The organism is Pseudodonghicola sp. (assembly GCF_048268305.1).
Taxonomy (GTDB): Bacteria; Pseudomonadota; Alphaproteobacteria; order Rhodobacterales; family Rhodobacteraceae; genus Pseudodonghicola.
The window spans coordinates 512,351-534,813 of record NZ_JBLWVT010000002.1 but is presented as its reverse complement, the minus strand read 5'-3'; the positions used below and the strand labels follow the sequence as shown (position 1 = coordinate 534,813).

22 protein-coding genes are annotated in these 22,463 nt (G+C 64.4%); 13 read left to right on the top strand and 9 right to left on the bottom strand.

All coding sequences use genetic code 11. The features are described 5' to 3' along the window. Positions 1-467: 467 nt before the first annotated feature. The 6 genes from ACN0V4_RS05625 to ACN0V4_RS05600 all read right to left on the bottom strand — a co-directional run bounded on the left by ACN0V4_RS05625 (position 468) and on the right by ACN0V4_RS05600 (position 7,096). Entirely contained in the window at positions 468-1,460 is a 993-nt protein-coding gene (locus ACN0V4_RS05625) for an ABC transporter ATP-binding protein (protein ID WP_417673860.1), read from the bottom strand. Continuing rightward, entirely contained in the window at positions 1,457-2,431 is a 975-nt protein-coding gene (locus ACN0V4_RS05620) for an ABC transporter ATP-binding protein (protein ID WP_417673858.1), read from the bottom strand. Before ACN0V4_RS05620 ends, ACN0V4_RS05625 begins: the two co-directional genes overlap by 4 nt. Beyond that, positions 2,428-3,303, bottom strand: a complete 876-nt coding sequence (locus ACN0V4_RS05615) for an ABC transporter permease (protein ID WP_417673856.1) — start codon at positions 3,301-3,303, stop codon at positions 2,428-2,430. The genes ACN0V4_RS05620 and ACN0V4_RS05615 overlap by 4 nt, the downstream gene beginning before the upstream one ends. A gap of 113 nt (positions 3,304-3,416) precedes the next feature. Next, a complete protein-coding gene (locus ACN0V4_RS05610; protein ID WP_417673854.1) occupies positions 3,417-4,394 on the bottom strand; it encodes an ABC transporter permease in 978 nt (325 codons plus the stop codon). 110 nt (positions 4,395-4,504) lie between these two features. Beyond that, positions 4,505-6,058: an ABC transporter substrate-binding protein gene (locus ACN0V4_RS05605; RefSeq protein ID WP_417673852.1), complete on the bottom strand. Its 1,554-nt coding sequence runs from the start codon at positions 6,056-6,058 to the stop codon at positions 4,505-4,507. A gap of 63 nt (positions 6,059-6,121) precedes the next feature. Then, complete coding sequence (locus ACN0V4_RS05600) at positions 6,122-7,096, bottom strand: LysR family transcriptional regulator (RefSeq protein WP_417673850.1); 975 nt, start codon at positions 7,094-7,096, stop codon at positions 6,122-6,124. 108 nt (positions 7,097-7,204) lie between these two features. Here ACN0V4_RS05600 and ACN0V4_RS05595 point away from each other — a divergent pair, with 108 nt between their 5' ends. Continuing rightward, the gene (locus ACN0V4_RS05595; protein ID WP_417673848.1) at positions 7,205-8,833 is read left to right on the top strand and encodes an amidohydrolase; all 1,629 of its coding nucleotides are present in this window, start codon (positions 7,205-7,207) and stop codon (positions 8,831-8,833) included. Continuing rightward, entirely contained in the window at positions 8,830-9,699 is an 870-nt protein-coding gene (locus tag ACN0V4_RS05590) for a CobW family GTP-binding protein (RefSeq protein ID WP_417673846.1), read from the top strand. Before ACN0V4_RS05595 ends, ACN0V4_RS05590 begins: the two co-directional genes overlap by 4 nt. Positions 9,700-9,708: 9 nt before the next feature. Here the strand turns inward: ACN0V4_RS05590 and ACN0V4_RS05585 are convergent, their stop codons facing one another. Further along, the gene (locus tag ACN0V4_RS05585; protein WP_417673844.1) at positions 9,709-10,236 is read right to left on the bottom strand and encodes a MarR family winged helix-turn-helix transcriptional regulator; all 528 of its coding nucleotides are present in this window, start codon (positions 10,234-10,236) and stop codon (positions 9,709-9,711) included. Positions 10,237-10,609: 373 nt separating this feature from the next. Between ACN0V4_RS05585 and dctP the strand changes: the two genes are divergently transcribed. From dctP to ACN0V4_RS05565, 4 genes are read left to right on the top strand one after another with little or no spacing between them, the layout of a single operon-like run. Then, positions 10,610-11,566 carry a TRAP transporter substrate-binding protein DctP gene (gene dctP, locus ACN0V4_RS05580; RefSeq protein WP_417673842.1) on the top strand — a complete coding sequence of 319 codons (957 nt, stop codon included), beginning with the start codon at positions 10,610-10,612 and terminating at the stop codon, positions 11,564-11,566. Between the two features lie 27 nt (positions 11,567-11,593). Continuing rightward, positions 11,594-12,100: a TRAP transporter small permease gene (locus ACN0V4_RS05575; RefSeq protein ID WP_417673840.1), complete on the top strand. Its 507-nt coding sequence runs from the start codon at positions 11,594-11,596 to the stop codon at positions 12,098-12,100. Between the two features lie 3 nt (positions 12,101-12,103). Beyond that, a complete protein-coding gene (locus tag ACN0V4_RS05570) occupies positions 12,104-13,423 on the top strand; it encodes a TRAP transporter large permease (protein ID WP_417673838.1) in 1,320 nt (439 codons plus the stop codon). 16 nt (positions 13,424-13,439) lie between these two features. Next, positions 13,440-14,405, top strand: a complete 966-nt coding sequence (locus tag ACN0V4_RS05565; RefSeq protein WP_417673836.1) for a 2-hydroxyacid dehydrogenase — start codon at positions 13,440-13,442, stop codon at positions 14,403-14,405. On the opposite strand, the gene ACN0V4_RS05560 is transcribed toward ACN0V4_RS05565, so the two are convergent. After that, complete coding sequence (locus tag ACN0V4_RS05560; protein ID WP_417673834.1) at positions 14,348-14,866, bottom strand: MarR family winged helix-turn-helix transcriptional regulator; 519 nt, start codon at positions 14,864-14,866, stop codon at positions 14,348-14,350. The two genes, ACN0V4_RS05565 and ACN0V4_RS05560, sit on opposite strands and share 58 nt — an antisense overlap. Before the next feature lie 116 nt (positions 14,867-14,982). On the opposite strand from ACN0V4_RS05560, the gene ACN0V4_RS05555 reads away from it, so the two are divergent. The 7 genes from ACN0V4_RS05555 (at position 14,983) to ACN0V4_RS05525 (ending at position 21,544) form a co-directional block, all read left to right on the top strand. Then, a complete protein-coding gene (locus ACN0V4_RS05555) occupies positions 14,983-15,924 on the top strand; it encodes a PDR/VanB family oxidoreductase (protein WP_417673832.1) in 942 nt (313 codons plus the stop codon). 14 nt (positions 15,925-15,938) lie between these two features. Further along, on the top strand, positions 15,939-17,291 hold the full coding sequence (locus ACN0V4_RS05550; RefSeq protein ID WP_417673830.1) for an aromatic ring-hydroxylating dioxygenase subunit alpha: 1,353 nt from the start codon (positions 15,939-15,941) through the stop codon (positions 17,289-17,291). Then, positions 17,288-17,770, top strand: coding sequence for an aromatic-ring-hydroxylating dioxygenase subunit beta (locus ACN0V4_RS05545; RefSeq protein WP_417673828.1), 483 nt, complete (start codon positions 17,288-17,290; stop codon positions 17,768-17,770). Before ACN0V4_RS05550 ends, ACN0V4_RS05545 begins: the two co-directional genes overlap by 4 nt. A gap of 66 nt (positions 17,771-17,836) precedes the next feature. Further along, positions 17,837-18,562, top strand: coding sequence for an SDR family NAD(P)-dependent oxidoreductase (locus tag ACN0V4_RS05540; RefSeq protein ID WP_417673826.1), 726 nt, complete (start codon positions 17,837-17,839; stop codon positions 18,560-18,562). 110 nt (positions 18,563-18,672) lie between these two features. Next, the gene (locus ACN0V4_RS05535; RefSeq protein WP_417673824.1) at positions 18,673-19,707 is read left to right on the top strand and encodes a TRAP transporter substrate-binding protein; all 1,035 of its coding nucleotides are present in this window, start codon (positions 18,673-18,675) and stop codon (positions 19,705-19,707) included. A 21-nt stretch (positions 19,708-19,728) separates the two neighbouring features. Beyond that, a complete protein-coding gene (locus tag ACN0V4_RS05530; protein WP_417673822.1) occupies positions 19,729-20,250 on the top strand; it encodes a TRAP transporter small permease in 522 nt (173 codons plus the stop codon). A gap of 1 nt (position 20,251) precedes the next feature. After that, a complete protein-coding gene (locus tag ACN0V4_RS05525) occupies positions 20,252-21,544 on the top strand; it encodes a TRAP transporter large permease (protein WP_417673820.1) in 1,293 nt (430 codons plus the stop codon). Positions 21,545-21,580: 36 nt separating this feature from the next. On the opposite strand, the gene ACN0V4_RS05520 is transcribed toward ACN0V4_RS05525, so the two are convergent. Further along, positions 21,581-22,360 (bottom strand): 2-keto-4-pentenoate hydratase, encoded by a 780-nt coding sequence (locus ACN0V4_RS05520; protein WP_417673818.1) that lies wholly within the window; start codon positions 22,358-22,360, stop codon positions 21,581-21,583. Positions 22,361-22,463: the final 103 nt, after the last annotated feature.

Here is a 22,463-nt window from a genome sequence, read left to right as displayed (position 1 = left end):
ACCGGAACCGCGAAATCCGGCAAAATGAAAATTCGAACAAAATTAACGTCGGTTTCTCTGAAAACCCCCTAAACTCTGTTCCGGGTGACCTTGGGGCAAGGAAGACCCGCGGCATTGTTTCCGTCAAATTGTGGGTTTTCCGTTAATTTTCTGGTAACCAGGGCGGTGACAGTCAGGTGGAGGTGACTTCCCTAAGGGACTGTTTCCAGAATTCACACAGTCACCGTCAGCCCGCGCCCTCTTCTCAGACCTGCAAGCCGCTGCGCCACTTTTCCGAGCTCGCCCGCCCGGGCTAAGAGATCCGGAACCAATAACAGCGAACCCTCAGGAATACGCCAGGATGTGACAACAATGTCGGCGCGCGCCTGCGATTCGTTGCGCCCGAAATGCGAAGCGGCCCCCGAAGGGGCCGCCGCGTGCGATATGGTCGCCGTGTCATCTCGATGCCTTCCAGGCGAGAGATCAGCTCACGCCGCGTCCTGCGCCAGCGGCCCGGGAAAATGGCAGGCCACCTGATGCGTCCCCTGCAGCGCCAGCGCCGGCGGCATCTGCCGGCAGATCTGTTGCGCCCAGGGGCAACGTTCGGCAAAGGCACAGCCCGCCGGCGGGTTGATCGGGCTGGGCGGGTCGCCCGCCACCTTGAGCGGCCGGACATAGCCCTTGGACTTGCGCCGCGCCAACGACGGCGCCGCCGCCAGCAGCGCCTGAGTATAGGGGTGCTGCGGCGCGTCGAACAGCGCATCGCGCGGCCCCATCTCGACGATCTTGCCCAGATACATCACCGCCACATCGTCGCAGACATGGCGCACCACCCCCAGGTCGTGGCTGATGAACAGATAGCTCAGCCCCAGCTCGGCCTTGAGCCGGGCCAGCAGGTTCAGGATCTGCGCCTGGATCGCCACGTCGAGCGCCGAAACCGGCTCGTCGCAAACCAGAAGTTTCGGATTCGTGGTCAATGCCCGGGCAATGGAAATCCGCTGCCGCTGCCCGCCCGAGAACTGATGCGGAAAGAGATTGAGCTGATCAGGTCTGAGCCCGACCAGGCTGAACAGCTCCTTCACCCGCGCCAGCCGGTCCGCCGGCGTGCCGATGCCGAGCAGGTCCATCGGCTCGCGTACGATATCGACCACCCGCGCGCGCGGATTGAGCGAGGAATAGGGATCCTGAAAGATCAGCTGCACGTCGCGCCGCCGCTGCCGCATTCCCTCCTCGCTCAGCGCCAGCAGATCCTCGCCCTCGAACAGCACCTGGCCGCCAGCGGTCGGCGCCAGCCGGATCGTCGCCATCGCGGTGGTGGTCTTGCCTGACCCGGACTCCCCCACGATCCCCAGCGCGCGGCCGGCCTCCAGCCTGAACGACACCTGGCGCACCGCCTCGAGATAGGGCCGCTCGCCGAAGAGCGAGGGCTTGGGCAATGCGAAGCGGACCGTCAGGTCGCGGACATCCAGAAGCGTGGTCATATCACCCCCTCCTCGGCCGCGTGGCAGGCCACCGGATGAATCCCGTGATTGGCCAGCAGCGGCTTTTCCCGCGTGCAGCGGTCGAATTTGTAGGCGCAGCGATCGGCAAAGGCGCAGCCCCGGCCCAACAGATGCAGCGGCGGCACCACCCCGGGGATCTCCTTCAGCGCGTGATCGGCCCGGCCAAGCGCCGGGATGCAGTCGATCAGCCCGCGGGCATAGGGGTGCTGCGGCAGGTCGAGCACATCGTCCGCCGACGCCTGTTCGATCACCCGGCCGGCATACATCACCGCCACCCGGTCGGCCATTTCGCTGATCGCGCCCATGTCATGGGTGATCAGGATGATGGCGGCGCCGAAATCGCGCTGGATCTCGTTCAAGAGATCGAAGATCTGCGCCTGCACGGTGACATCGAGCGCGGTGGTCGGCTCGTCCGCGATCAGCACCTTGGGCCGGCAGGAGACCGCCATGGCGATCATCACCCGCTGGCGCATGCCGCCGGAAAGCTGGTGCGGATAATCCTTCGCCCGCCGGTCCGGGCTGGGAATGCCCACCCGCTCCAGCAGCGCCACCGCCTGCTTCCGCGCCTGATCGGCGCCGACTTTCTGGTGCAGCATGATCGCCTCGGCGATCTGGTCGCCCACGGTGAAGACCGGGTTGAGGCTGGTCATCGGCTCCTGAAAGATCATCGCCACGTCCGAGCCGCGCAGCGCCCGCATCCGCGCCGGCGCGATGCCGACCAGCTCCTCGCCGTTCAGCCGGATCGAACCGCCGGCGATCTTGCCCGGCGGGCTGGGGATCAACCCCATCACGCTCAGCGCGGTGATCGACTTGCCACAGCCGCTCTCGCCCACGACCCCCAGCGTCTCGCCGGCATTCACATGCATCGACACCGAATCCAGCGCCGTCACCTCGCCATAGCGGGTGCGGAAGGTGACCCGCAGATCCTCGATTTCCAAAAGCGCGCTCATCGTTCCCTCAACTTCGGATTGAAAGCGTCGTTCAGCCCGTCGCCCACCAGCGACACGGCAAAGACGGTCAGAAAGATCGCCAGACCCGGGAAGGTCACCGGCCACCAGGCGTCCAGGATGTATTCCCGGTTGGCGCCGATCATCAGCCCCCAGCTCATCTGGTTAGGATCGCCCAGACCCAGGAACGACAGCCCCGCCTCGAACAGGATCGCCACCCCCACGGTCAGCGTCGCCGAGACGATCAGCGGCGGCAGCGCATTGGGCAGGATCACTTTCCAGATGATGCGCTTGTTGCGCGCGCCGATCGCCCGCGCCGCGGTGACATATTCCAGCTCCTTGATCTTCAGGAACTCGGCGCGGGTCAGCCGGGCGGTCTGCGGCCAGCTCACCACCCCGATCGCCATCGCCACGGTGAACAGCGAGGGCGAGAACAGCGTGACCAGCACCATGGCGAACAGCAGCGCCGGCAGCACCTGGAAGAACTCGGTCACCCGCATCAGCAGGTTGTCGACCCAGCCGCCGTAATAGCCCGCCGCCGCGCCCAGCGAGATGCCGATCACCATGGTGATCGCCGCCGCGGCAAGCCCCACGGTCAGCGTCGGTGCGCCGCCGGTCAGCAGCCCCGCCAGGATGTCGCGGCCAAGATAATCGGTGCCAAGTGGAAAGTCGGGCTCCACTCCCGGCAGCTCATGCGGCGCCCAGACGATCTCGAAGGGATCGCCGGTGAAGAAGAAGCTGCCGTAAAGCGTCATGCAGATGATCGCCAGCAGGATCACCGCGCCCGCCACCGCCGGCAGGTTGCGCCGGTACATCCGCCAGGCCTCGCGCGCCGGGCTCTCGGCGACATATTCGGTTTGTGTCGGTTCGCTCATCGCTCATCCCGCTCTTTTTCTAGCTGCAAATATCCCGGGGGTGAATGCGCCCCCTCGCGGGGCGCAGAGGGGGCTGGCCCCCTCCCTGCCGCGGCCCGCCGCCTGCGCGCCGCTCATCCCCGCCCCCTCAGCCGCGGATCGGCCAGGCGATAGCTGAGATCGGTCAGGATATTGGCCACCACCACCATGGCAGAGGCGAAAAGCAGCACCCCCATGACGGTCGGATAATCCCGCCGCAGGATGGAATCGAAGGCCAGCCGCCCCATGCCGGGCCAGTTGAACACCGTCTCGACCAGCAGCGAGCCCGAGATCAGGTTGCCGAACTGCAGCCCCGCCACCGTCAGGATCGGCAGCGCCGCGTTGCGCAGCGCATGGCGGAACAGGACCGAGCCCTCGTTCGCGCCCTTGGCCCGCGCGGTGCGGATGTAATCCGATCCCAGCACCTCCATCATCGAGGCGCGCGACAGGCGCGCGTATTGCGCCAGATAGATCACCGCCAGGGTAAAAGCCGGCAGCACCATATGGTGCGCCACATCCAGCGCCCGCACATACCAGGCCGCCTCGCGCAGCCGGACCGAGGCCATGCCCTCGACCGGGAAGATCGGAACCATCGAGGCGAAGAGGATGATCAGCATGATGCCGGTCCAGAACACCGGCACCGCATAACCCAGCGTCGAGAAGACGGAGACAAAGGCCGACAGCGGCCCGTTGGGCTTGCGCGCGGCGATCACCCCCATGAAGACCCCGATCAGGATCGAACAGATCTGCGCCGTCAGCACCAGCAGAATGGTCGGCCCGATCCGCTGGCCGATCAGCTCCACCACCGGCTTGTTGAAGAAATAGCTCTGCCCCAGATCACCGCTCACCACGGTCGAGACATAGATCCAGAGCTGCGTCAGCAATGGCTGATCCAACCCGTATTCGGCGCGGATCGCCTGCAACATCTCCTCGGTGGCTCCGCCCATTTCCCCGGCGATCACCACCGCGGGGTCGCCGGGGGCGAGACGGATCAGCAGAAAGTTCAGAACGACGACGCCCAGCATCAGCATCAGCCCATAGGCCAGACGCCGGATCAGGAAGGAAAAGCTCATCGCTTGGTCACCCGATCCCGGGGCAGCCCCGGGATCCCCTGGCAAGAATGGAAAGAAAGACGCGGCCCCGGCCAAGGGGCCGAGGCGCGCGCAGGATCAGATCGGCCCGGTCACTTCGACCAGTCGAGCAGGTCCATCGGCGCCAGAACGCCCCAGATGCTGGTGGGCACATGCTCCAGCTTCTTGTCGTAGGCGGTCTTTTGCGGCATCTGGTTCAGGAAATAGATCGGCATGTCGTCATTCACGATCTGCTGGAACTCGCCGTAAAGCGCCTTGCGCTTGTCAAAGTCGCGTTCCACCGCCGCCTGCGTCAGCAGCTCGTCGACCCGGGGGTTGGAATAGCTCTGGGTATTCGACCAGATCACCCCCTTGCGGATGTTCGAGCTGAGATAGGTGCGATGCACCCCGATCACCGGATCGCCCCAGTTGAAGACCGAATCCATCGTCATCTCGAAATCCTGGTTGCCGACACGGCCCGCCCAGGTCGGGAAATCCGGCGCCGCGCGCACCGTGACCTCGATGCCGATCTTCTTGAGCTGCGACCGCAGGTATTCGGCCACCGACTGCTGCTGTTCCTTGAAGCCGGGGATGTAATCCACCGTCAGCTCCATGCCGTCGGCATAGCCCGCCTCGGCCATCAGCGCCTTGGCCTTGTCCAGATCGACATCATAGGGGTTGAGGTCGGGGTTGAAGAAGGGCGACTGTTCGATGATCGGGCCGCGCTGCGGTTTCGACACGCCGCGCTGCAGCGCCTTCAGGACAAAGTCGCGGTCCACCGCATAGGCGATCGCCTGCCGCACCCGCTTGTCCGACAGTTTCGGCGAGGCGGTGTTGAAGGCCAGCCAGGTGATCGGGCCGATGGCGGCGCCGCCCTCGTCGTCGATCGCCAGCCGGTCGACCTTTTCCAGCCGCTTGATCTCCTGACTGCCGCCCATGAAGGGATAGAAGTCGGCATCGCCATTCTCGACCGCAATCAGCAGCGCCGAGGGATCGGGGATGATACGGACGATGATCTCGTCCAGCTTGGGGCGATCCTTGAGGAAGAAGTTCGGGTTCTTCTTCAACACGATGGTTTCGCCCGGCGTATAGCTGTCCAGCATGAAGGGGCCCGACCCCACCGGCGCCAGGTTGGCCGGGTGGTTCTTGATGTCCTGCCCGTCGCCATAGATGTGCTTGGGGATGATCGGGCAGAGCGCCGGCGACAGCGCCAAGAGCAACGCCGGATGCGGCTGGCTCAGCTTGATCACGGCGGTATGGGCGTCCGGGGTCTCGACCGCCTCGACCGGGGCGAACATCGTCTTGAAAGGATGGTTTTCCTTGATCGTCATGATCGAAAAGGCCACGTCTTCCGAGGTGATCGGCACGCCGTCCTGGAAGGTCGCGTCCTCGACCAGATGCAGGGTCAGGCTGAGGCCATCGTCGCTTTCTTCCCAGCTCTTCGCCAGATAGGGCTCAGGGGTCCAGCCGTCGTCATAGCGCAGCGGCGAGGCGAAAATCTGCGCCGCCGGCAGTCCGGTGGCGATTCCCGACTGAACCGCCGAGTTGAAATGGCGCGGCACCTGTGCCGAGGCGATCACCAAAGTGCCTTCGGCGATGGCCGGCACCGCCGTCAGGCTCAATGCAGCAACCGAGACCGCGCCCAGAAGGCGTGAAAGATAGCTCATGACGTTTCCCTTGTTGGTCAGTCGTTTTTTGTTGTCCCGGGCAGGCTAGCGACGGCTCTTCCCTCAGAAAACAGTGTTTTCTGTATCAATTCCCACATTCAATGCGGTTTCTTCAACGGTGGGCATCAGCAGGTGATCCATCGCCCCCTCTGCGACCAGCTCATCGCGCGTGCGCAAGACTGCGCGCACAATCGCCGAATTCTGCAAAGGTGCCGCATAGGCGACACCAAAAACGGGAGATTCCAGCATTCCCACCAGGGGTCGCACAACATAACCGGCGCTGCCATCACGGTCGGATGGGCCGCAAATGTTTAGGATTGAGTAGCCAAACTGCGCCGACACCAGCCCCCGCAGAACCGAACTGGATTTGGTGCGGTGCACAACATTCGCGCTTAATCCGCGCGCCTCGAAAAGGCCGAGGAAATATTCCGTCGCCCCCGGCAGATCGAGAACGATCATCGGCAAGGGCGCCAACTGGGCGAGCGTCACCGTCTCGACCTGCGCCAAGGGTGAATTTTCCGGCAGAATCGCCCAGGGCTGCGCCTTGAAGAGCGGCGCGAAGAACCGGTCGTGCGGCAGCGCGAAGCGATAGGTCAAGGCGACATCGACCGCCCCAGATTTAAGCAGTTCGTCGATCGAGATCATGTCGCCCTCGGTCAGGTCGATGCGAATGTCGGGATAGCTTTGGGCGATGCGCTTGAGAATCGGCGGCAGCACATAGGGGGCCGTCGGCGCATAGCAGGCCATTCGCAATGTGCCGGTCGGATCCCCCGTCAGCGACATCAGATCGGATTCGAAAAGCCGCGCCTGCTCAAGAAACGATGCCACCCGCTGGCCCACCTGGGCACCGGTGGGCGTGGGCAGAATCCCCTTCGCCGGCACCCGTCGGAACAGCTCCACGCCGATGGTCTGTTCGATCAGATCAATCGCCGCGGTGATCGAACTTTGCGAGATGTTCATCTCTTCCGCCGCGCGCGCGATCGACCCGTTGCGCAGCGCCGCATCAAAGTAGCGCATCTGTTTGATGGTGAAGCGCATCGGTTCATCCCCCATAAAATGGGGTTTCCCCCGACAGTAAATCCATTTTGCCGACCCAAATTCCTGTGTCACTGGTTTCTTGGCGCAACTGCACAACCGGAGGCCGCAATGACCGACATCACCCTGTTTCGGGCCGAAAAAATCATCACCATGGACCCGAATCTGCCCGAGGCGACCCATGTCGCGGTCAAGGATGGCCGAATTCTCGCGGTGGGGGATGCCGATTGCGCCAGGGGCTGGGGCGAGGTGACCGAGGACAACAGCCTGGCTGACGCGGTGCTGACACCAGGTTTCGTCGAAGGCCATTCGCATCTGATGGCGGGGGGGATCTGGAAATACGCCTATGCCGGCTATCACGACCGGATCGACCCCAAGGGCAAGCTGTGGCAGGGCGTCACCACCGCCGAAGAGGTGATCGCGGCGATGAAGGCTCATGCCGACACCCTGCCCGAGGGCGCGCCGGTGATCGGCTGGGGGCTCGACCCGATCTTTTTGACCGGCGAGCGGCTGAACCGCCGTCACCTGGATCAGGTCGCCGCCGACCGCCCCGTCGCCATCATGTTTTCAAGCTTCCATGTGCTCTGCGCCAACTCCAAGGCGCTGGAGATGGTGAATTACACCCGCGACAGCAACGCCGAAGGCGTGGTCAAGGATGCCGCCGGCGAGCCCACGGGCGAATTGCAGGAAATGGGCGCGATGTTCCCGGTGCTGCGGCGGCTGGAGTTCGATTTCGACTCCATCTCGGGCAATGCCGCGGCGATCCGCGCCTTCGGCGAGGTGGCGCAACGCGCCGGGGTCACCACGATGACCGATCTCTTTGCCTCGCTCCAGCCGGGTCATGAAAACCTGCTGCTGAGCGTGACGTCCGAGCCCGGCTTTCCCGCCCGACTGGTGCCGGTGCTGGGCGGCGTCGGTCAGGATCCGGCCGTCCTTTCGGCCGAGGCCAAGCGGCTGGAGAAGCTCTCCACCGAAAAGCTGCTGTTCGGGCGCATCAAGCTGATGACCGACGGCTCGATCCAGGGCTGGACCGCACGGGTGAAATGGCCGGGCTATATCGGCGGCCAGTCGAACGGCATCTGGAACACCCCGCCCGAGGTGCTGGACGCCCAGGTCATGGCCTATCATCAGGCCGGCATCCATCTGGATATCCACGTCAATGGCGACGAGGCCAGCGAAGCGGCGCTCAACGCCATCGAGAAGGCGCAGCGCGCCCATCCCTGGGCCGAGGCGCGCCATGTGCTGCAGCATTGCCAGATGATGGGCATAGACCAGTTCGAACGCTGTGTCGAGCTGGGCGTCTGTTGCAACATCTTCGCGAACCACATCTGGTATTTCGGCGACCAGCATGTCGCGCTCACCATCGGCGAGGATCGCGCCCGCCGGATGGACGCGCTGCGCAGCGCGCTGGACACCGGCGTGCATGTCACCATCCATTCCGACGCCCCGGTAACGCCGCTGGCGCCGCTCTTCTCGGTCTGGGTGGCGGTCAACCGCCGCACCATGACGGGTCGCGTGCTGGGCGAGGCGCAGCGGGTCAGCGTGCAAGAGGCGCTGCATGCGGTGACCCTGGGCGCCGCCTTCTCGATGCGGCTCGACCGCGACCTGGGCTCGATCGAAACCGGCAAGCGCGCCGATTTCACCGTGCTGGGCGCCGATCCCACCGCCGTCGATCCGATGGCGATCAAGGACGTACCGGTGCTGGGCACGGTGCTGGGCGGGCAGGTTCAACTTCTGTGACCCGGCTGCCGCTTACCGTGATCGGCGGCTATCTCGGCGCCGGCAAGACGACGATGATCAACCGCCTTCTGGCCGAGGACCACGGGCTGCGCCTGCTGGTCCTCGTCAACGATTTCGGTGCCATCAACATCGACGCGGCGCTGATCGCGGCCGAGGGCGGCGATACGCTGCAACTGACCAATGGCTGTGTCTGCTGCACCATGGCGGCGGGGTTCTACATGGCACTGGGTCAGGCGCTGGATCGCCGCCCCCGCCCCGACCATCTGGTGATCGAGGCCAGCGGCATCGCCGATCCCGCCGCCATCGCCAACACGGCCAAGGCCGAACCGGAGCTGAGCTATGCCGGGATCGTTACCCTGTTCGATGCCGAAAACGGCCCGCGGCTGCTGGCGGATCAACAGATCGCGCCGCAGATCGAACAGCAGATCCGGGTGGCCGACCAGTTGTTGATCACCAAGGCCGCCGATCCCGCCCCGGCGCTGGTCGCGCAGTTGCAGGCCATCGGCGCGCGCAACCCGGCGCCGCTGCCCGCGACCGGCCCTTTGGCGCCGCTGCTGTTCGACATCCTGCCGCGCCCGCAATCGGCGCCGGCGACAGGTCACCCCGCCTATGTCCGCTGGCAGCATGACAGCAATGAGGTGATCCCGCGCACCAGGTTGGAGCGGCTGCTCGCCACCCGACCCGAGGGACTTTATCGGATAAAAGGCTTCGTGCTGACCGATCAGGGGCCGATGGAGCTGCAGGTGGTCGGCCGCACTGTCGAGCTGCGCCCATCCGAGACCACGCGCACCACACTGGTGGGTCTCGGCCTTTCCGGTCGGATCACACCGGAGGAGATCGAGACCTGGTTCAACGCGCCCGGCTGATCGTCCCGATCAATATTCGTGCTGGCGGATATTGCCCAGCATCCGGTGCAGCGTGCCCAGGAAGGCATGCCGTTCCTCGTCCGGGATGCCTTCGAACATCCGGTCGTGACTGGCGGCCATATGCGGCCACAGCCGGTCGAAGGCGGTGCGCCCGGCACGGGTCAGGTAAATCCGGCTGGCGCGCTGATCGTCCGGATCGGTTTCGCGCCGCACCAGCCCGTCGTTGACCAGCGATTCAACCGCGCGCGACAGGGTCGATTGTTCGACCACGGCATAGACGCCGAGCTGTGACAGTTGGATGCCATCGACCACCGAAAGAACCGCCAGTGCCCGCATCTTGGCGGTGCTGAGGCCAAGCGCTGCCATCTCGCGCCGCAGATCGGCGTTATAACGTCCCATGATCCGGTTCATCAGATACGGCGCGAAACCGTTCAGTCCAACCTCGCCCAGCCAAGCGCGGGGGGCGGTTTCCGGAACGCGGCTCTCGGTCTCGGGAATGTCCTTGTTCACCGGCTGTCTCTCGGCGGCACCTGCCATGCGCTTTCCCTCACTCGCCCTCTTCGGGCCCAAAATCTTGAGACTAAATAATTGTATGATATTTCAACTTTCTGCAAGCCTTTCGCCCGCAGAGCGCGAAAACCCGCCCGATCGCGCCCTCTCCTTGATCGTGTCGACGGTGCAGCAAGACCCGACGCGGAAATTTCTTGACCGCTAAAACATCTCGACGATACGGTCACTCTGACAGGCCACCGCCCCCGATGCCCGCCAAGAACGACCGGGGGCGAATGCCCGACCAGATGACGCGAAGAAACATCCGTTTGCATGCAATTCCGAATTCGGGCGCGGCCGCCCGGAGCGGATCATCACGCGGCCGCCCGATGACGGCCGAACCAACAAGGGAACCGACCACATGAAGAAACTCGCCTCCGCCGCCCTGCTCTCCTGCCTGATGGCCGCCCCCGCCCTGGCCGAGGAGGTCACCCTGCGCGCGGTCAGCGCCTTTGCCACCGGCACCACCTTTTCGAAGTTCTTCGAAACCTTCATCGACCACGTGAACGAGACCGGCAAGGGCGTCGTCCAGATCAACTATGTCGGCGGGCCCGAGGCGGTTCCGCCGTTCGAGCTGGGCAATGCGGTGTCGAGCGGCGTGGTCGATATCGTCAACGACACCACCGCGTTTTACACCAACCTGGTGCCGGCGGGCGACGCGCTGCATCTGGCGACCAATACCATCCAGGACCAGCGCGCCAACGGCTGCTATGACAAGATCGACGCGATGCATCAGCAGCTGATGAACGTCAAATACCTGGCCCGCGTCGGCGATCACACCGCCTATCACCTCTATCTGTCGAAACCGATCACCACCCCCGATCTGACCGGGCTGACGATCCGCACCACCCCGGTCTATCGCGCCATGTTCACCGAACTGGGCGCCACCCTGGTTCGCACCGCCCCGGGCGAGGTCTATACCGCGCTCGAGCGCGGCTCGATCGACGGCTATGGCTGGCCGTCGCAGGGCATCCTGGACCTCGGCTGGGAAGAGCAGACGAAATATCGCGTCGACCCCGGTTTCTATCAGTCCGACGAGAACTTCCTGGTCAACCTCGACACCTGGAACGGTCTGTCGGACGAGGCCAAGAAGGTTCTGGAAGACTCCGCCGCCTGGATCGAGGCGAAGAACGTCGAGAATATCGCGCTGAACGCGAACGAGGCCAAGAAGATGGCCGAAGCCGGGATCAAGACGATCACCTTCTCGCCCGAGGACGAGGCGAAGTGGCTTGAGGTCGCGCAGCGCACCGGCTGGGCCGCCGCCATCACCGCCGATCCGGCCGCCGCCGATCTGCAACCCTGCCTGACCTCGAAATAAGCCAGGACAGGGGCGGGAGACGACCATATGTCCAGGCTGAACACGCTGTTCGACGGCGTGCTGAACTTCTGTGCCGCGCTGTCGGCCAGCGTGTTCGCGCTGATCGCCGCCGCGATCACCGTCAATGTGATCCTCAGAAACCTCGGCAGCCCGGTCTACGGACTGCTCGACGCGGTGGAATACGGGCTCCTGGTGGCGACCTTCGCCGGCGCGCCCTGGGTGCTGTGGCAGCGCGGCCATGTGATGGTCGACCTGATCACCAGCGCCCTGCCCGATGCCATCGCCCATCGGCTGGGCCAGTTCACCGCGCTGATCGGGTTGGTCACCTGCCTGATCGTGCTGCGCTATGCCATCGAGGCAGTGCAGATCTCGATCGCACGCGGCTCGATGATCCGCACCGCCTTCACCATTCCCGAATGGTGGGTGCTGAGCGTGGCACCGGCGGGCTTTGCCCTGCTCGCCCTCGAATTCCTGCGTCAGACCCTGGGCCAGCGACCGCCCGAAGGGTCCGAAGACGCGCTGTCAGGATTGTAAGCCATGGACTGGACCCTTGTTCTGACCCTCATGCTGGGTGGGCTGGCGCTGTTGCTGCTGATGGGGCTGCCGGTGGCCTTCGCCTTCCTGACCGTCACGGTGATCGGCGCCTATGAGGTGCTGGGCGGCGAGCGCGGACTGCTGCAGCTTGCCCGCAACTCGGTGCAATCCATCGCCAATTTCCAGATGGCCCCGGTGCCGCTGTTCATCCTGATGGGAGAGATCCTGTTTCAGACCGGAGTGGCGCATCGCGCCATCGACGCGGTTGACCGGGTAGTGACGCGCATCCCCGGCCGGCTGTCGGTGGTCAGCGTCTTCGGCGGCACGCTGTTCGCGGCGCTGTCGGGATCGACCATCGCCAATACCGCCATGCTCGGCTCTACCCTGCTGCCCGGCATGCTGAAGAAAGGCTATGCGCCCACGCTCGCCATGGGGCCGATCATGGCCTCGGGCGCCATCGCCATGCTGATCCCGCCCTCCTCGCTCGCCGTGCTGGTGGGCAGCCTTGCCGGCATCTCGATCACCGGGCTGCTGATCGCCGGGGTGTTGCCGGCGCTGCTGCTCTCGGCGCTGTTCATCGCCTGGATCGTCTTCCGCGTCACCACCAGGCCCGACCTGGCCCCGCCCGACCCCGGCAACGCCGATATGAGCCTGAAGGAGCGTTGGCGGCCCTTCCTGATCTATGTGGCGCCGCTGTCGCTGGTCTTCATCGTGGTGATCGGCAGCCTGCTGAGCGGCATCGCCACCCCGACCGAAAGCGCCGCGCTGGGGTCGGTCGCGGCGCTGGCGCTCGGCGCCTGCTATCGCGCCATCAGCTGGGAAAAGCTGAAGCGTGCAGGGCTTGAGACCGTGAAGCTTTCGGTGATGATCCTCTTCATCATGCTGGTGTCGCAGACCTTTTCCCAGGTGCTGTCGTTCTCCGGGGCGACCAACGGGGTGATCCGCGCGGTGCAGAGCTTCGGGCTCGACCCCACCGGGGTGTTGGTCGGGATGATCGTGATCCTGCTGATCATGGGCTGTTTCATCGACCAGGTGTCGATGCTGATGGTGACGGTGCCGATCTTCGTGCCGCTGGCCAAGGCCGCCGGGGTGGAGCCGCTGCTGCTTGGGCTGGTCTATCTGCTGACGATGGAGATCGGGCTGCTGACCCCGCCCTTCGGGCTGATCCTGTTCGTGATGCGCGGGGTGGCGCCGCCGTCGATCCGGATGTCGACGATTTACGCGGCGATCACCCCCTTCGTGATCATCAAGCTGCTGGTGCTGGGGCTGATCGTCTGGCAGCCTCTGCTCGGAACCTGGCTGCCCTCGCTGATCGGGCACTGAACGACAAGGAATGCCCATGCGCAAAGACATTGAAATCTATGGGCGTGGCGTGCTGCCGCCGCGCCTGGACAATCGCCTGGCCGACCATTTCACCCTGCACCGCGATCCCGGACAGATGCCGTCAGAGGCCTGGCTCGAGGAATTCGGCACCCGCATCACCGGCCTCGCGAATGCGAGCTTCACCCCGCTCGAGGCCGAGCTGATGGATCGGTTGCCCAACCTCAGGATCATCTCCTCGCTCGGGGTCGGCTATGACACGATCGACGTTGCCGCCGCCAAGGCGCGCGGCATCCTCGTCACCCATACGCCCGATGTGCTGAATGCCGATGTGGCGAATTACGCGCTGCTGCTGCTGCTGGCGGCCAGCCGCGATCTGCTGGGACAGGATGCCTATGCCCGCTCCGGCCGCTGGGCGCGCGAAGGCCGCGCCCAGCTCACCACCACGATTGAGGGCGCGACGCTGGGGATCGTGGGCCTGGGCCGCATCGGCCGCAACCTGGCCAAGAAGCTCGAGGTTTTCGGGGGGCGCATCCTCTATCACGGGCGCCACGCGCAACCGGGCGTGCCCTATGAATTCTGTGCCGATCTGGTCGACATGGCCCGGCGCTGCGACGCGCTGATCCTGCTCTTGCCCGGCGGCGCCGCCACCGACCATATCGTCAATGCCGAGGTGATGGCGGCGCTTGGTCCCCAGGGCATTCTGGTCAATGTCGCCCGCGGTTCGGTGGTGGACGAGGCGGCGCTGATCCAGGCGCTGCAAAGCGGCCAGCTGGGGCGCGCCGCGCTCGACGTCTTCGAGGACGAGCCGAACATTCCCCAGGCGCTCTGTGACAGCGACCGGGTGATCCTCAGCCCGCATGCCGCCAGCGCCACGGTGCAGACGCGGCAGGCGATGTTCGACCTGACCGCCGACAATCTGATCGCCTATTTCGACGACGGCGCACCGCTGACCCCGGTGCCGGAATGCCGCGACATGCTGTGATCGCGATCGGGCGCCTCGAGCTGCTCCAGCATGTTCAGCAGCAAGGGCTTGAGGCGCGCGGTATCCTCTGCCGGCAGCATCGCCAGGATCCGTGCCTCGTGAACCCGGGCATCCTCGCGCAGTGACAGCGCCAGATCGCGGCCCTGATCGGTCAGGAACACCCGCACCCGCCGGCCATCCTCGGGATCCGATCGGCGGGTGACCAGGCCGCGATCAACCATCTGGTCGATGATTCGGGTCAGCCGCGACTGCTCCATCATCGACAGCGCCGCCAGCCGGGTGACCATGGCGCCATCCTCATCCGTCAGGCTTGCCAGAACCCGCCATTCCGGCACCCGCAGCCCCGACTTGCGCGCATGGGCGTGGAACTCGGCGCTCGCCAGATCGCTGACTTTGGCCAGAAGATAGAGCAGATAGTGCGGGACAAAAGATTGATCCGCCTGCGGTTTTTCTGTCGTCATCTGCTCCTGCCTACTGCTTGTGCGGTCACCCTGCCCCGACCAGCCCCCAAGTCAAGAAATAGCTTGACCGGTAATATATGAAATTTCATATTATTTGCACAGGGAGTAATAATAACGTGACACAAGAACTGGTCATAGACAGCCTGCGCGATCTGACCGACCGCATTCGGGAATTCACACTGCGCACCGCCGATGACGCGCCGCTGCCGCCGCATAGCGCCGGCGCCCATCTGACCTTCGATCTCGGGACGCTCGGCACCCGGTCCTATTCACTGGTCGACTGGGCCGGCGACGCGCCCGAGACCTGCCGCATCGCGGTTCAGCGCGAAGCCGAGGGCGACGGCGGGTCCATGCGGATGCACGAATTGACGGTCGGCGATACGCTGTCCGTCACCGGGCCGAAGAACGATTTTCCGCTGGCGGATCACGCCGGGCCGGCGCTGCTGCTGGCGGGGGGCATCGGCATCACCCCGATCCTGTCGATGGCCACCGCGCTGACCGCGGCCAACCGCCCCTTCGCGCTGCATTACGCCACCCGCAGCCGCGGGGTCATGGCCTATGAGGTCGAGCTGGCCGCCGCCTTCGGTGCCGCCGTCACCTTTCACCATGACGACGTGGCGCCGCTGAACCTCGACCACCTCTTCGCCCATGTCGATCCGGCCACGCATCTTTATGTCTGCGGCCCGAAGCCGATGATCGAGGCCGCCCGCGCCGCCGCCACTACCGCCGGTCTGCCCGATGCGCACATCCATTTCGAATTGTTCACCGCCGCCCAGCACGAGGCGGGCGATACCGCCTTCGAGGTCGAGATCGCCTCGACCGGAGAGGTCTTCGTGATCCCGCCCGACAAGACCATCGTCGAGGTGCTGGAAGCCGGCGGCATGGACCTGATCTATGATTGCCAGCGCGGCGATTGCGGCATCTGCCAGACCACCGTGATCTCTGGCATCCCCGATCACCGCGACGTGGTGCTGTCTGAGGCCGAAAAGGCCGAAGGCAAACTCATGCAAATCTGCGTCAGCCGCGCGAAATCGCCCCGGCTCGTCCTGGACCTGTAGGAAAGGAACGTCTCATGCCAGCCGAAACGCCCGCCTATACGATCGACACCGTCACCGACCTGGTGCAGCCCTTCCAGGTTCATCGCGATGTCTATACCGACCCAGATGTCTATAGGCTGGAGATGAAGCATCTCTTCGCCAATACCTGGGTCTTCGTCGGCCACGACAGCCAGACGCCGAACAAGGGGGATTACTATACCACCCAGATCGGCGATCAGCCTGTCATCCAGGTCCGCCATAGCGATAACGAGATCTACGTTCTCTATAACCGCTGCCCGCACAAGGGCACCAAGATCGCCATCGACCGCGAGGGCAATACCGGCAAGTTCTTCCGCTGCCCCTATCACGCCTGGTCGTTCAAGACCGACGGCTGCCAATTGGCGATCCCGCTGAAGAAGGGATACGAGGGCACCGGCCTGGAAGAAACCGTCAGCGGCCACGGCATGAAGTCGGTGGGCGCGGTGAAGAACTATCGCGGCTTCATCTTCGCCCGTCTTGCCGAAGAAGGCATCGGGTTCGAGGAGTTCTTCGGCGACAGCCTGTCGTCGCTCGACAATATGGTCGACCGCTCGCCCGAGGGCCGGCTCGAGGTGGCGGGGCCGCCGCTTCGTTACATGCACAAGTGCAACTGGAAGATGCTGGTCGAGAACCAGACCGACACCTGCCACCCGATGGTCGCGCATGAATCCAGCGCCGGCACGGCGGTGAAGATCTTCGAAAGCATGGACTGGCCGGCGGACAAGCCGAAGCCGATGGCGATGGAGATCATCGCGCCCTTCATGAGCCCTTACGAGTTCTTCGAGAACATGGGCATCCGCACCTGGCCCAACGGCCATGGCCATACCGGCGTGCATCATTCGATCCATTCGGATTATTCAGCCATCCCGGGATATTTCGACCAGATGGTCGCGACCTATGGCGAGGAAAAGGCGAAACAGATCCTGGGCGAGAGCCGGCACAACACCGTCTATTTCCCCAATATCATGATCAAGGGGCCGATCCAGCAGCTGCGGAACTTCATTCCCCTCGGCCCGGACAAGACGCTGGTGGAAAGCTATATCTACCGGCTGGTCGGCGCCCCCGACCAGTTGCTGGCGCGCACCGCGATGTACAACAGGCTGATCAACGCGCCGACCTCGATGGTGGGCCATGACGACCTCGAGATGTACGAACGCGCCCAGGAAGGGCTGGCCGCCGATGGCATCGAATGGGTCAACATCCAGCGCCTCTATCACGAGGACGAGGATTTCACCCAGGAGGCGGTGGAGAACGGCACCACCGAACGGCAAATGCGCAACCAGTTCGACGCCTGGGTGAAGTTCATGCATCCCGCGCCGCAGGCAGCCAAGGCGGAGGCCGCAGAATGAGCTTTCCTTCCCGCGACGATCTGATCGACTTCATCTATAACGAGACCCGCATGCTGGACGAGGGTCGTTACAACGACTGGCTCGATCTCTGGATGCCCGAGGGGATCTATTGGATGCCGCTCGACTACAAGCAGACCGACCCCGACCTGGTTACCTCGCTCTTGTACGAGGATCAGTTCATGCTGCGGCTCAGGGTCGAACGGCTGAACGGCGCGCGCACCTTCAGCCAAAAGCCGAAAAGCCGCTGTCACCATGTGATCCAGCGCCCCTTCGTCGATGTGATCGACGCCGAGGCGAACCGCTATGTCACCAATACCAACATGCATTACGTGGAAACCCGGCTGGACGATCAGTTCCTGCTGGCGATCACCGCCACGCATGAGCTGACGGTGGTGGAGGGCCAGATCAGGATCGCGAACAAGCGTGTTGATCTGCTGAACTGCGATGCCGCCTTCGGCAATATCCAGTTGCTGCCCTGACCCTTCTCCGGACGCCCCCGCCAGGGCGTCCGTTTTCGTTCGGACGACCGCCACAAGGAACACCACATGACCGATTATACCGCCGTCATCACCGGGGGCAGCCACGGGATCGGCGCCGATCTGGCCCGGCGGCTGCTGGAGCGCGGCTATCGCGTGGTCTCGGTAGCGCTGGACGATCCCGAGTTCACCCATGACAATCTGGTCAGCCTGCCGACCGATCTGATGGACCCGGCCGCCACGGCGCAGACCGCGGCCGAGATCGCCAGCCGGTTCGAGGTGACCCATCTGATCCACAACGCCGGGATGATCCGTCCCAACCTGGTCGAGGATGCGCGCCCCGAGGATCTGCTGGCGCTGACCCAGCTGCATCTGGGCGCCGCGCTGACGCTGCTGCAATCGGCGCTGCCGGCGATGAAGGCGCGGCAGTTCGGTCGCGTGGTCTTTACCAGTTCGCGCGCCGCGCTGGGGGTGCCAACGCGCACCGCCTATTCCGCCACCAAGGCCGGAATCATCGGCATGGCCCGCACATGGGCGCTGGAGCTGGCCCGTCACGGCATCACGGTGAACGTCGTGGCCCCCGGCCCGGTCCGCACCGACAACTTCTGGGATATCATCAAGAAGGACAGCGATCAGGAAACCGCCCTGGCCGCCCGAATCCCGGTTGGCAGGCTCGGCGAGGTAAGCGATATCTCGAACGCGCTATTGTTCTTCTGCGCGCCCGAAAACAGCTTCGTCACCGGGCAAACGCTTTACGTCTGCGGCGGCGCCAGCGTCGGAACGCTGCAATTGTGATCTCATCCTCCGATTGGGGGTTTGCCTTTGTTTACCAGTCAACGAAACTAGTGCCTGACCCAGGCATCAAACAGGCCCGCCAACGGGCCGATACCAACAGGAGTACGACAATGATGATGAAACGCCTGATCGCCACCGTTTCGGCCGGCATCGCCGCGGCCGCCCTGTCGGCCAGCGCGGCGCTCGCCACCGAATTGACCTATTCGTCCTGGATCCCCTGGACCCATCCGGTCAACGTGAACGTCTATATCCCCTGGATCGAAGCGGTCGAAAAAGCCTCGAACGGCAAGATCACCTTCAAGCGGCTGCCCAAGGCCGTCGCCTCGCCGCAAGGCTCGCTCGACGCGGTGCGCACCGGTCAGGCCGATGTCTCCTTCTCGGTGCATGGCTATGCGCGCAAGCAGTTCGCCGCCTATCTCTTCGCCGAACTGCCGCTTCTGGGCGACAGCGCCGAGATCACCTCGATCGCGCTGCAGCGCACCCACGACAAGTTCCTCGCCGACAAGGATCTCTACAAGGGGCTCTATCTGGTCGGCATGATGTCGCATGGCCCGGGTCAGGTGCACCACACCAAGAAGCTGATCGAAAGCCCGGCCGACATGGAAGGCCAGAAGATGCGCACCGGCGGCCCGATCCCCAAGGCGATCACCGAGGCCTGGGGTGGCGTGTCGATCAGCCAGCCCTCGTCGAAATCCTATGAGATCCTCTCCAGCGGCATCGCCGACGGCATCATGTTCCCCTATGAGAGCGTGACCAGCTTCAACCTGACCGATGTCACCAAGTTCTCGACCAACGTGCCGGGCGGCTGGTATTCCTCCAGCCACTTCCTGTTCATGAACAAGAAGACCTATGACAGCCTGCCGGCGGACGAGAAGGCGATCATCGACCAATATTCCGGCGAAGCCTTCGCCAAGATCGCCGGTCATGGCTGGGATGTGGTCAACGCCAAGGGGCTCGCGGATCTGAAGGCCAACGGCAATACCATCGCCGATGCCACGCCCGAGCTGATGGAAGCGATCACCAAGCTGCGCGATCAGTTCCTCGACGAATATTATGCCACCGCCGAGGCCGAAGGGCTCGATGGCAAGGCGATGTACGCCTACTTCCAGGAGCAGGTGAAAGAGCTCGAGGCTGAGGCCAAGTAAGGTCTCGAAAGGACTCCGATAGTGGATATTCAGAAAACCCATGGGGCCGCGGATCATATCCGCGGTTTCTCCCCATTGGCGTGGTTTTTGACCTATATCGCCTGCATCCTGCTGTTCGCGATGATGTTCCTGACCTTCGCCGATGTGATGGGGCGGTATCTCTTTTCCGCCCCCCTGCCCGCGACTTACGAGGTCGTGTCGCTGATGATGCCCGCCATCATCTTCTGTGCGCTGCCGCTGACGGTGCTGAACGAAAACCACATCACCGTCGACTTGCTGGATGACATCATCCCGTTGCCGATGGCCAAGATCCAGGCGGTCTTCGTGCATCTCTTCTGCACCGTGTCGCTGGGGCTGATCGCCTGGCGGCTGGCCGTCAAGTCGATGACCCAATACGAATACGAAGAGGTCACCGACGAGCTGTTCCTGCCGATGTGGCCGTTCAGCACGCTGATGGCCGTGCTCTGCGCGGTGGCGACGCTCGCGGCTCTGGGCAATGTCGTCCTGGTCCTCAAGGGCCGCAAAATCCCGGGGAGCAAGTGACATGACCGAAGCCCTCATCGGCCTTGCCGCCCTTCTCGTTCTGGCCTTCCTGCGCATCCCCATCGCCTTTGTCATGGCGCTGGTGGGCTTCGCCGGCATGGCCTGGGTGATGAACCCCTCGGCCGCGCTCTACAACGTCGGCCAGACCGCCTTCGACGCCGCCATCAATTACGAGCTTTCGGTGGTGCCGCTTTTCGTCCTGATGGGCAACTTCGTCGCCCGCGCCCGGCTCGCGGCCGAACTTTACAACGCCTCGAACGCTTTCCTGGGACACAGGAAAGGCGGGCTGGCGATGGCGACCGTGGTCGCCTGCGGCGGGTTCTCGGCCATCTGCGGATCGTCTCTGGCCACCGCCGCCACCATGTCCAAGGTCGCCATGCCGTCGATGCGGCGGTTCGGCTATTCGGATTCGCTGGCCACCGGCTCGATCGCGGCGGGCGGCACGCTGGGCATCCTGATCCCGCCCTCGGTCATGCTGGTGATGTACGGCATCCTCACCCAGCAGAGCATCGGCAAGCTCTTCGCCGCGGGGATCATCCCGGGCGCCATCGGCATGCTGTTCTATCTGCTCGCCGTGCGCTGGGTCGCCTGGCGCCGCCCCGAGGAAGGCCCCGCCGCCGAACGTCAAAGCTGGCCCGAGCGGCTGCGCGCGCTCAGGAACGTCTGGGGGGTGCTGGTGCTCTTCCTCGTGGTGATGGGCGGCATCTATGGCGGCGTCTTCAGCCCGACCGAGGCCGCCGGCATCGGCGCGCTCGGCTCCTTCCTCTTCGCGCTGCTCCGCGGCGCGCTGACCTGGAAGGTGCTGAAGGAAATCCTGGTCGAAAGCGTCGAGACCACCGCCATGCTGTTCACCGTGCTGATCGGTGCGCTGCTGTTCGCGAATTTCATCAACATCACCGATTTCCCGCAGGGGCTGGTGACCTTCGCGATGCAGTTCGCCGATACCCCCTGGCTGGTGATCCTGGCGATCCTGGTGATCTATCTGCTGTTGGGCTGCGTGTTCGAGAGCATGTCGATGATCCTGCTGACGGTGCCGATCTTCTATCCGCTGGTGATGCAGCTCGGCTATGACGCCATCTGGTTCGGCATCGTCGTCGTGGTGGTGACCGAGATCAGCCTGATCACCCCGCCGGTGGGGATGAACGTCTTCGTGCTGCGCGGTGTGCTGCCGGATGTGACCACCGGCACGATCTTCCGCGGGGTGACCCCCTTCTGGGTGGCCGATATCTTCCGGCTGACGCTGATCGTGGTGGTGCCGGTGCTGTCGACCTGGCTGGCCTCTTACGTGGCCTGACGGTCGGGGCCGGTTTGACGCCGGCCCCGACGCCTCTCACTCCGTGCGCGAGAAGGCAACGCTGCCGAGCGGCCCCATGCCGACCTCGACGCGGCTGACCGAAGGCGCCAGCACCTTCAGCGGCAGATGGGTGCCGCACATGATCAACATCCCCGGCGCGATCTCGGTGCCCCGCGCGTTCAGCGCGCTGAGCAACCAGGCCACCGCCTCGAAGGGATCCTGCGGGGCCGCCCCGGTGGCCTCGCCCGCCAATTCACCGTCGAGTGTCAGGGTGACATGAAGGTTTTCCAGATCGAGCGCTTCCGGGGCGATGCCGCCCTCGCCCAGCACGCAGCCGGCGTTGAAGACATTGGCGGCGATGGCCTGGCCCAGTTCGACCCCGGCAATGGAAATGCCGCGCTGGTCGATCAGCTCGATCGAGGCGCGCAGGCTCTCGATCGCGCCCTTCGCCTGCCCGGGCGTCACAGCGCCTTTCAGTGCCGTCACGCCCTGACCCAGAATCGCGGTGATCTCCGCCTCGATGCAAAGCTCGCCAAAGGCCGCCTTGGGCAGGGCCACGCCGCTCGGGTACACTTCCGGCGCCAGAACCCGCGCCCAGGCCGGTTCGCTGACGCCGAAATGCGCCTGCTGCGGCTTGCCGTTCACCGCCAGCTTAAAGCCTGCAACCGGCGCGCCGATCGCCGCCACGTAGGCGTCCTGAAAGGCATAGGCATCAGCAAAGGGCGCGCCGCCCAGCCCCTGGGGCAGATCGTAGGGCGCCAGATCGCGTCGGGCTGCGGCCATGGCGGTGGCGGCGGTTTCGATATCAAGGATCACGTTTCACTCTCCCGTTCCGGTCCTGAGGTGTCGCCGCGCATGTTGGCCTGCGCCCCCGCCAATGACCAGAGCCCGCCCCCGCACCACGCCGTTTTCTCTCCAC

Bases quoted from the DNA above. Each gene is read 5' to 3' on its own strand.
- ACN0V4_RS05625 (WP_417673860.1), bottom strand. From the start codon at position 1,460: ATGACCACGCTTCTGGATGTCCGCGACCTGACGGTCCGCTTCGCATTG.
- ACN0V4_RS05620 (WP_417673858.1), bottom strand. From the start codon at position 2,431: ATGAGCGCGCTTTTGGAAATCGAGGATCTGCGGGTCACCTTCCGCACC.
- ACN0V4_RS05615 (WP_417673856.1), bottom strand. From the start codon at position 3,303: ATGAGCGAACCGACACAAACCGAATATGTCGCCGAGAGCCCGGCGCGC.
- ACN0V4_RS05610 (WP_417673854.1), bottom strand. From the start codon at position 4,394: ATGAGCTTTTCCTTCCTGATCCGGCGTCTGGCCTATGGGCTGATGCTG.
- ACN0V4_RS05605 (WP_417673852.1), bottom strand. From the start codon at position 6,058: ATGAGCTATCTTTCACGCCTTCTGGGCGCGGTCTCGGTTGCTGCATTG.
- ACN0V4_RS05600 (WP_417673850.1), bottom strand. From the start codon at position 7,096: ATGCGCTTCACCATCAAACAGATGCGCTACTTTGATGCGGCGCTGCGC.
- ACN0V4_RS05595 (WP_417673848.1), top strand. From the start codon at position 7,205: ATGACCGACATCACCCTGTTTCGGGCCGAAAAAATCATCACCATGGAC.
- ACN0V4_RS05585 (WP_417673844.1), bottom strand. From the start codon at position 10,236: ATGGCAGGTGCCGCCGAGAGACAGCCGGTGAACAAGGACATTCCCGAG.
- dctP (WP_417673842.1), top strand. From the start codon at position 10,610: ATGAAGAAACTCGCCTCCGCCGCCCTGCTCTCCTGCCTGATGGCCGCC.
- ACN0V4_RS05575 (WP_417673840.1), top strand. From the start codon at position 11,594: ATGTCCAGGCTGAACACGCTGTTCGACGGCGTGCTGAACTTCTGTGCC.
- ACN0V4_RS05570 (WP_417673838.1), top strand. From the start codon at position 12,104: ATGGACTGGACCCTTGTTCTGACCCTCATGCTGGGTGGGCTGGCGCTG.
- ACN0V4_RS05565 (WP_417673836.1), top strand. From the start codon at position 13,440: ATGCGCAAAGACATTGAAATCTATGGGCGTGGCGTGCTGCCGCCGCGC.
- ACN0V4_RS05560 (WP_417673834.1), bottom strand. From the start codon at position 14,866: ATGACGACAGAAAAACCGCAGGCGGATCAATCTTTTGTCCCGCACTAT.
- ACN0V4_RS05550 (WP_417673830.1), top strand. From the start codon at position 15,939: ATGCCAGCCGAAACGCCCGCCTATACGATCGACACCGTCACCGACCTG.
- ACN0V4_RS05545 (WP_417673828.1), top strand. From the start codon at position 17,288: ATGAGCTTTCCTTCCCGCGACGATCTGATCGACTTCATCTATAACGAG.
- ACN0V4_RS05540 (WP_417673826.1), top strand. From the start codon at position 17,837: ATGACCGATTATACCGCCGTCATCACCGGGGGCAGCCACGGGATCGGC.
- ACN0V4_RS05535 (WP_417673824.1), top strand. From the start codon at position 18,673: ATGATGATGAAACGCCTGATCGCCACCGTTTCGGCCGGCATCGCCGCG.
- ACN0V4_RS05525 (WP_417673820.1), top strand. From the start codon at position 20,252: ATGACCGAAGCCCTCATCGGCCTTGCCGCCCTTCTCGTTCTGGCCTTC.